The sequence below is a fragment of the Dethiosulfatibacter sp. genome (assembly GCF_983023055.1).
Genome location: NZ_CEZJXU010000083.1, coordinates 1 through 7,124, shown reverse-complemented (window position 1 = coordinate 7,124; position 7,124 = coordinate 1). Strand labels below are relative to the sequence as shown.

Genomic DNA, 7,124 nt, shown 5'->3' with positions numbered 1-7,124 from the left:
ATCCGCACACAACTCATTTTGATAGTTCAAAAGATGAAACTTATTATATTTGTGCAACAAATCAGAATTCAAAGACTATACATATTTTTGGACCGCCGTATTATATGGGCAGCAATCAAAACGATAATACGGACAAAGACATATATGGAGAATGCTTAAATATAACTGCAAGAAACATTGACAGCCAGCATGAAATTATATTTGAAGAATCAGAAGAAGCTGAGGCTTTTGATTTAAAAGGTATAATAGTTTCAGCAGGTGATGTTCATCTATATGGAAATATAAATTTTGAAGGAGCAATAATTTGTTTCGGTGACCTGTATATTGAAGGTGAGGGAGTAAAAAGCCTTACAAATAATTACAGTACTAATCTGGCATGGGAATTGGGAAACAGTGGGCACAGCTTTAATGACGCATTTACGGATTTCAACAGATTTCTCTCAATAGATATCCCTGTTGAAAATCTTGATATGATTAATAATACAAGTGGTGCTAAACCTTTTACCAAGAAGAACTGGAGAATGACTTATGGCGACTGACAAGAAAGGTCATACACTAATAGAAGCCATTATGGTAATTGCACTGATTGGAATATTGATTATTCAGATATCATCTTTTTTTATTATAAATGTTAAAAATACTAAAAGACTTAGCAACATGAACGAGCTTCAGTACCAGGCACAGGTTGTAAATGAATATCTTCTGCGCAGGATATCTCATTCAAAGACCATAGAAATAAGGGATGATTACAATATGATAACTTTAAATACCTATATGCCTGTAGAGGGCAACTGGCTGTATCAGGTTAAAAGGATAATGCACAAGGCTAACGGAGACATATTCGAGGAAGGTTCTGAGCTTGCCGTTTATGCTGAATCAATGGAATTCTCTGTAAACGACGACAATTTGGTAAGTTACAGGATTATCTTTGAAAAGGGAAAAGAGTCATATATCCTGGAAAATTCAGTATTAATGAGAAATGCAATTAATTAGTATTGATTTAGTAGTAAACATGATATATAATTGAATTGCTTTGTTATATTGAAATATAGTGGGGTAGGTATGGATAAAAAGGGATTTACATTAGTAGAATTAGTGGTTGTACTTGGATTAATGTCAGTTATTGTAATGATAGCAATTCCCAAACTGTCAATTGATGGTTTTTATCTTGATAGTGTGGCAGAAGAACTGGTTTGTGATATCCGATATGTAAAAAACATGGATATGGCTGAACCTGTGAAGTCCTGCAGCATTATGCTTTCAAATGATCTGGAACATTATGACCATTGTTTTTACTCTGTTAGAATGACTGAGAATGTAATGAACAGGATTGTAAGAAAGGTAGACTTGAGAAAAGGCTATGAGATCAACTACAATGTGAGTCCTGATATAATGTTTAATGCTAATGGAACTCCGAAACATGCACAGACCATTACCATACTTCATCAATCAACCGGTAACTTCAGGGAAATAACCATTGTTCCCAACACCGGTAGAATATTATTGTTAGAATAAACATTAACAGGAGGAAATATGATATCAGCAGGTGATATTAAAAAAGGAATAACTATACAATGGAATAACGGAGTTTGGCAGATACTTGATTTCCAACACGTTAAACCTGGAAAGGGAGCCGCTTTTGTCAGAACGAAGCTTAAAAACGTTATGACTGGAGCTATCAGAGATGAAGCTTTCAATCCTACAGTAAAATTCCCAAAGGCACATATCGAGACGAAGGAAATGGAGTATCTGTATACAGATGGAGAGCTTTACCACTTCATGGATACAGAAAATTTTGAGCAGATTCCACTGGAGTTTGAGCAGGTGGAAGAAGCAATCAAGTTCCTTAAGGAAAATACAATTGCAACTATGCGATTTTTCCAAAACAAGCCTTTCGAGGTACTGGCACCAAACTTTGTTGAACTTGAAATTGTACATACTGAGCCAGGATTCAAAGGTGATACTTCACAAGCTACATACAAACCGGCAGAAGTTGAGACAGGAGCCACTGTACAAGTTCCGCTGTTTGTTGAAATTGGAGACAAAATAAAAATTGATACCAGAACAGGTGAATACCTGTCTAGAGTATAGGAGGGTAATATGGATTACTTATATGAAAAGATTGCATACCTAAACGGTCTTATTGACGGAATGGAAATGGATGAAACTACAAAAGAAGGAAAAGCAATTTCTGCAATAGCTGATATACTTGAAGACATTATCGAGACTATTGACGATATGGACGAAGAGCAGGCTGAAATGGAAGAATATGTTGAACTTATGGATGACGATCTTTCAATCATTGAAGAAGAGGTATTCGGAGAGTTTGATATTGAAGAGATTGAAGAAGTAGAATTGGACGAAGAATAAAAAGGGAGATTATTCTCCCTTTTTCTTTTGAAAGGAGGTATTATTATGAGTGAAAAACATGAAATGCTAAATGACGGACAGGTTAAGATATCTGATGAGGTTATAAGCATAATAGCCAGCATAGCCGCTTCTGAAATTGAAGGAGTCAATTCCGTTGCAAGCGGGTTTGTTGATGAACTTTCAAGTCTTTTTACAAAGAAAAACTACACTAAGGGCATAAAGGTTGAGCTTAAGGATAATGATGCCGTTATTGACATGACTATAACCATTGATTATGGTTTCAAGATACACGATGTAGCCAGCAAGGTGCAGGATAAGGTTAAAAGGGAAGTTGAAAACATGACTGGACTTAATGTTACGAAGGTAAATGTAATAGTACAGAATGTGGTTATCCCCAAAGAAGATCCCAAGGAAGATGAAACTGAAGAGGAAAAAGAAAATTAATGACTAGAAAAGAAACCAGAGAAGAACTAATGAAACTTTTTTATCAGCTGGACATGACCGAAAAAATCGAAGGGTTTAATGCTGATGAATATATAGAATCACTTGAGATGAAAGTGGATGAAAAATATTTCATTGAAACGGTAAACAATTTTGTTAAGAATTTTGTTGAAATTGATGATTCCATAGAAAAGTATTCCAACGGATGGAAGCTTAGCAGGATAGCAAAGGTGGATCTTGCAATCCTGAGACTTGCTGTATGTGAAATGGAATATGACGAAAGCATACCTGTAAGCGTGTCAATAAATGAAGCTGTGGAAATCAGTAAGAAATATTCAAACTTTGATGCCCACAAATTCATAAATGGTATACTTGGAAATTTAAACAGAAGTAAAGATCAAGATAGCTAGTATAAAATTCAGGACAGCTTTAGCTGTCTTTTTTATGGAAAGAGTGATATTGTGAAATTAAAGCCACTGAAGGTGTCGGAACTCAACGCCTATGTAAGAAAAATTTTATACAGTAATCCCATTTTAAGCAATGTTGTTGTCACAGGTGATGTAAGAGACTACCGAGAGTCTAAAAACGGCTTTAAATTCTTTTCTCTTGCCGATGAGGATAGTATTATTAACTGTGTATCCTTCCATAAGTCACTTGAATTGAAGGAAGGTACTAGAATTGTCCTTAAGGGTAAGGTTGAAGCCTATGACAAAAGAAGCACCTACCAGATAATAGTAAATGAAGTTGTGGAGGAAGCAGAAAGCGAAGAAAGCCTGTTTTTTTCCGAACTTAAAAAGAAACTTGAAAAAATGGGTTATTTTGAAAAAGAGCACAAGAAAGCTATTCCTGAATATCCTAAAAGAATAGGTGTCATAACTTCCCTGGAAGGGGCAGCTGTTGAAGATATTAAAAGGGTCTTCAGGGAATGTAGTGTAGGTCTGGAAGTATTCTTTTATAATTCATTTGTTCAGGGACGCTCTGCGGTGTTCAATGTTGTATCAGGAATCAAGCATCTCAATTCAAGAAAGAAATGCGACGTTATAATCATTGCAAGGGGAGGAGGATCCAAAGTGGATCTTGACACCTTCAACGATGAAATAATGGGAAGCAGCATATATAAATCAGAAACTCCAATTGTAACCGGCATAGGCCATGGAAGCGATATGACCATTGCAGACCTTATTGCTGACAAGGAAACACAAACTCCTACGGCTGCAGCTGAATATGTAATGAGAAAATATAAACTTATGGTTCATAATTTGCCATACATGTTGGAAAACCTTAATTTCAGAGCCTCTGACTATATTGAGAGAAAGAAATATTATGTAAACTCAGCTGGTGAGAAGCTTAATTTCATAGACGGCAAAACCATTATGGATAGAAAATATGATATAATTAAGACGAAGAGAGATGATATATCAAGAAGTCTAGAAAGATATATTAGAGATAAAAACAGTATTCTTGATGAAATGCATATTAAACTTCGTGAAAACAACATGGTTGAAATTTTCAACAAGGGCTTTGTTCTTTTAAAGGACAATGACAATAATATTATCAAAAATATTTCACATATTGAAAAGGATGACATTGTGGTCATTGAAAATTTAAATGAATTTGCAAGAGCCAAAATTCTTGATTCGGGAGAAAAAGACAATGAATAAAATGAGTTTTGAAGAAGCTGTTAAAAAGCTTGATGAAATAGTTCAGTCCTTCAATAATACGGATCTTTCACTTGATGAAGCTGTAAAGAATTACGAGGAAGGAATGAAACTGTACAACTATTGCAGAGACCTTGTTGAAAAGGCTGAAAATAAATTTGTAGCAATAGGTGAGGAATTGAAATAAATATCACTCTGTGATATAATTTTGAAGAATGGCTCAGTATTCTAGTCAGTATATCTATTCTTGAGGGCGGGCCTAAAAATCCGTCAAAGGGCAAATCGATGAAGTTTCTGGTTTTGGCTTTCGACGCCCAGTCGAGGGTCTTTTCTGGGAGTAAGGTAGATGGGGCGATCCGCAACGGCATGTGGGCGTGGACCCCACTATCGTGGAGACCTAGCAATGGGAAAACCTGTCTGGCAGCAATCCTGCCGGCAGCGTAGCCTGCCTTGAGTGGTAAAATGGGATGTAGATTAAAGTTCAACGACGCAGGAGCTCATGTATCGAAGGACCATGCTGCTGAAACTTTTACTGCAAAAGAGGCTAGAGAATAGAGCAGCTGTGGAGGAAAACTCCTAGACTGATTCGTAAGAAGGTATGAAAAGGATTGTAGTGCGGACTAAGTGGTAATTCAGTACTGTAACAGGCAACTTTACAGAAGTGTTATTAAAGGGGAACCTCCTTTTGGCGACAAAGGGTTGATGCTTGGGAAATCCAACTGAACCTAAGCCGTAAAATTTACTGTTTGTACCGCCATTTTAGTTTTAATATGAGGAAATAAATGAGCAATAATAAGGAAGCAAATAACCATTGGATTTTGATAGTAACGGTGTCGACAATTATTTTGGCGTCATTTTTCAGTTTTACTTCTGGATCCATCTTGAAAAACTTAAATATATATATTGCGTTTTTAACACTTATAGCAATTATCAGTATAGGTGTTATTTTTGATATTATTGGAGTGGCTTCTGCCGTTTCAGATGAAAAAGCCTTTCATGCAATGGCTGCCAAAAAGATTGAAATAGCAAAATATTGTTTGTTCATAACAAAAAACGCTTCAAAGGTGTCGAGCTTTTGCAGTGATGTAATTGGTGATATTGCTGGAATCATCAGTGGTGCCGCCGGGACGATCATTGTATTGAGTTTGATTGAAAGCCACGGATTTGTGAGCGGCTCGTTGATGAGTGTCTTGATGAGCAGCATAATTGCAGGTCTTACAGTAGGTGGCAAGGCTCTAGGCAAGGATCTGGCTATAAACAGGTCAAAGACTATTATCATGGCTGCAGCAAGTGTTTTAAGACAGGTACATAAAATTATTAAATTTAAAGTATAGGTGGAAAATGGGAAAAAAAATAAGAATTGATGTTCTTTTAACTGAAAATAAATATTTCGACAGTAGAGAAAAGGCAAAAAGGTCTATTATGGCTGGACAAGTCCTTGTAAACAATAATATTGTAGACAAGGCGGGAGCTTTGGTAGAGGTTGATTCCGAAATCAGGGTGAAGAAAAAGGATAGATATGTAAGCAGGGGAGGATTCAAGCTTGAAAAAGCAATAGCTGAATTTGATCTTGTACTTGAAAACAGGGTATGCATGGACATAGGCTCTTCCACTGGAGGATTCACTGACTGTATGCTTCAAAACGGTGCATCAAAGGTTTATTCAGTAGATGTTGGATATGGACAGCTTGACTGGAAACTTAGAACTGATGACAGGGTAGAGGTAATGGAACGGGTTAACTTTAGAAGGCTTGATACAGATACCATTAAAGACAGGATGGATTTTTTCAGCGTTGACGTTTCCTTTATATCCTTAATGCATATGTTCCCAAATATTAAAAAGCTTTCAAAAGACAATTCTGAAATTGTAACCCTCATTAAGCCCCAGTTTGAAGCTGGCAGGGATAAAGTTGGAAAGCACGGTGTTGTCCGGGACAAGAAAGTACACATGGAGGTTATTCAGAATGTGGTTAATTATGCAAAAGAAAATGAATTATTTTGCAAGTCAGTCACTTTTTCTCCCATAAAGGGTGCCAAGGGTAATATAGAATACCTTGCTCTTTTTGTAACAAAGGATGAAAATATTGAAATTGATCCTGAAAAAATTGTAAATTTTGCTCTGGAGCAATTAAATAATTGAAATCCGTGTATAAATATGCAATAATAGGATATATTATATTTAGGAAGATATTTAACGGGAAATATTCCGTATACATTATATAAAACAAGGAGATATAAATGAAGAAATATGCAAGACAGTCCAAAATTCTTGAGCTAATCAACGAGAAGGAAGTCGAAACCCAAGAAGATCTGGCTGAAGCACTGAAAGTCATTGGAATAGATGTAACTCAGGCAACAATTTCAAGAGATATCAAGGAATTAAGACTGATAAAAGTCACTGCAAAGTCGGGAAAATATAAATATGGAACAATAGAGGAAAGCCAGAATTCGATATCTGACAGGCTTGTTCGAATATTCAAAAACTCTATAGTTTCAATTGATGCAGCAATGAATATAGTCATAATAAGGACAATACCGGGAGCTGCTCAAATTTGTGGTTCTGCAATTGATTCTCTTCAAATAACAGATATAGGTGGCTCTATTGCAGGTGATGATACAGTTTTTGTAGCATGCAAAAGTCTTGAATCTGTAGATG

At 36.1% G+C, this 7,124-nt stretch carries 12 protein-coding genes; all 12 read left to right on the top strand.

Annotated features, from left to right (window positions below; genetic code table 11):
- Window positions 1-539 (top strand): hypothetical protein (locus AC3AX0_RS04550; RefSeq protein WP_487549121.1); only part of this gene is annotated, 539 nt, incomplete at its 5' end.
- Window positions 529-993 (top strand): type II secretion system protein, encoded by a 465-nt coding sequence (locus AC3AX0_RS04545; RefSeq protein ID WP_487549120.1) that lies wholly within the window; start codon window positions 529-531, stop codon window positions 991-993. The genes AC3AX0_RS04550 and AC3AX0_RS04545, both read left to right, overlap by 11 nt.
- A 69-nt stretch (window positions 994-1,062) precedes the next feature.
- Entirely contained in the window at window positions 1,063-1,515 is a 453-nt protein-coding gene (locus tag AC3AX0_RS04540; protein ID WP_487549119.1) for a prepilin-type N-terminal cleavage/methylation domain-containing protein, read from the top strand.
- An 18-nt stretch (window positions 1,516-1,533) separates the two neighbouring features.
- A complete protein-coding gene (gene efp / locus AC3AX0_RS04535) occupies window positions 1,534-2,091 on the top strand; it encodes an elongation factor P (RefSeq protein ID WP_487549118.1) in 558 nt (185 codons plus the stop codon).
- Window positions 2,092-2,100: 9 nt separating this feature from the next.
- A complete protein-coding gene (locus AC3AX0_RS04530) occupies window positions 2,101-2,370 on the top strand; it encodes a CD1247 N-terminal domain-containing protein (protein ID WP_487549117.1) in 270 nt (89 codons plus the stop codon).
- Window positions 2,371-2,415: 45 nt separating this feature from the next.
- Window positions 2,416-2,814 (top strand): Asp23/Gls24 family envelope stress response protein, encoded by a 399-nt coding sequence (locus AC3AX0_RS04525; RefSeq protein ID WP_487549116.1) that lies wholly within the window; start codon window positions 2,416-2,418, stop codon window positions 2,812-2,814.
- Window positions 2,814-3,221, top strand: coding sequence for a transcription antitermination factor NusB (nusB, locus tag AC3AX0_RS04520; protein ID WP_487549115.1), 408 nt, complete (start codon window positions 2,814-2,816; stop codon window positions 3,219-3,221). The genes AC3AX0_RS04525 and nusB overlap by 1 nt, the downstream gene beginning before the upstream one ends.
- Before the next feature lie 51 nt (window positions 3,222-3,272).
- A complete protein-coding gene (xseA, locus tag AC3AX0_RS04515; RefSeq protein ID WP_487549114.1) occupies window positions 3,273-4,472 on the top strand; it encodes an exodeoxyribonuclease VII large subunit in 1,200 nt (399 codons plus the stop codon).
- On the top strand, window positions 4,465-4,656 hold the full coding sequence (gene xseB, locus AC3AX0_RS04510; RefSeq protein WP_487549113.1) for an exodeoxyribonuclease VII small subunit: 192 nt from the start codon (window positions 4,465-4,467) through the stop codon (window positions 4,654-4,656). The genes xseA and xseB overlap by 8 nt, the downstream gene beginning before the upstream one ends.
- Before the next feature lie 595 nt (window positions 4,657-5,251).
- The gene (locus AC3AX0_RS04505; protein ID WP_487549112.1) at window positions 5,252-5,803 is read left to right on the top strand and encodes a hypothetical protein; all 552 of its coding nucleotides are present in this window, start codon (window positions 5,252-5,254) and stop codon (window positions 5,801-5,803) included.
- A gap of 7 nt (window positions 5,804-5,810) precedes the next feature.
- Window positions 5,811-6,608: a TlyA family RNA methyltransferase gene (locus AC3AX0_RS04500; RefSeq protein WP_487549111.1), complete on the top strand. Its 798-nt coding sequence runs from the start codon at window positions 5,811-5,813 to the stop codon at window positions 6,606-6,608.
- Between the two features lie 98 nt (window positions 6,609-6,706).
- Window positions 6,707-7,124 (top strand): arginine repressor (locus AC3AX0_RS04495; protein ID WP_487549110.1); only part of this gene is annotated, 418 nt, incomplete at its 3' end.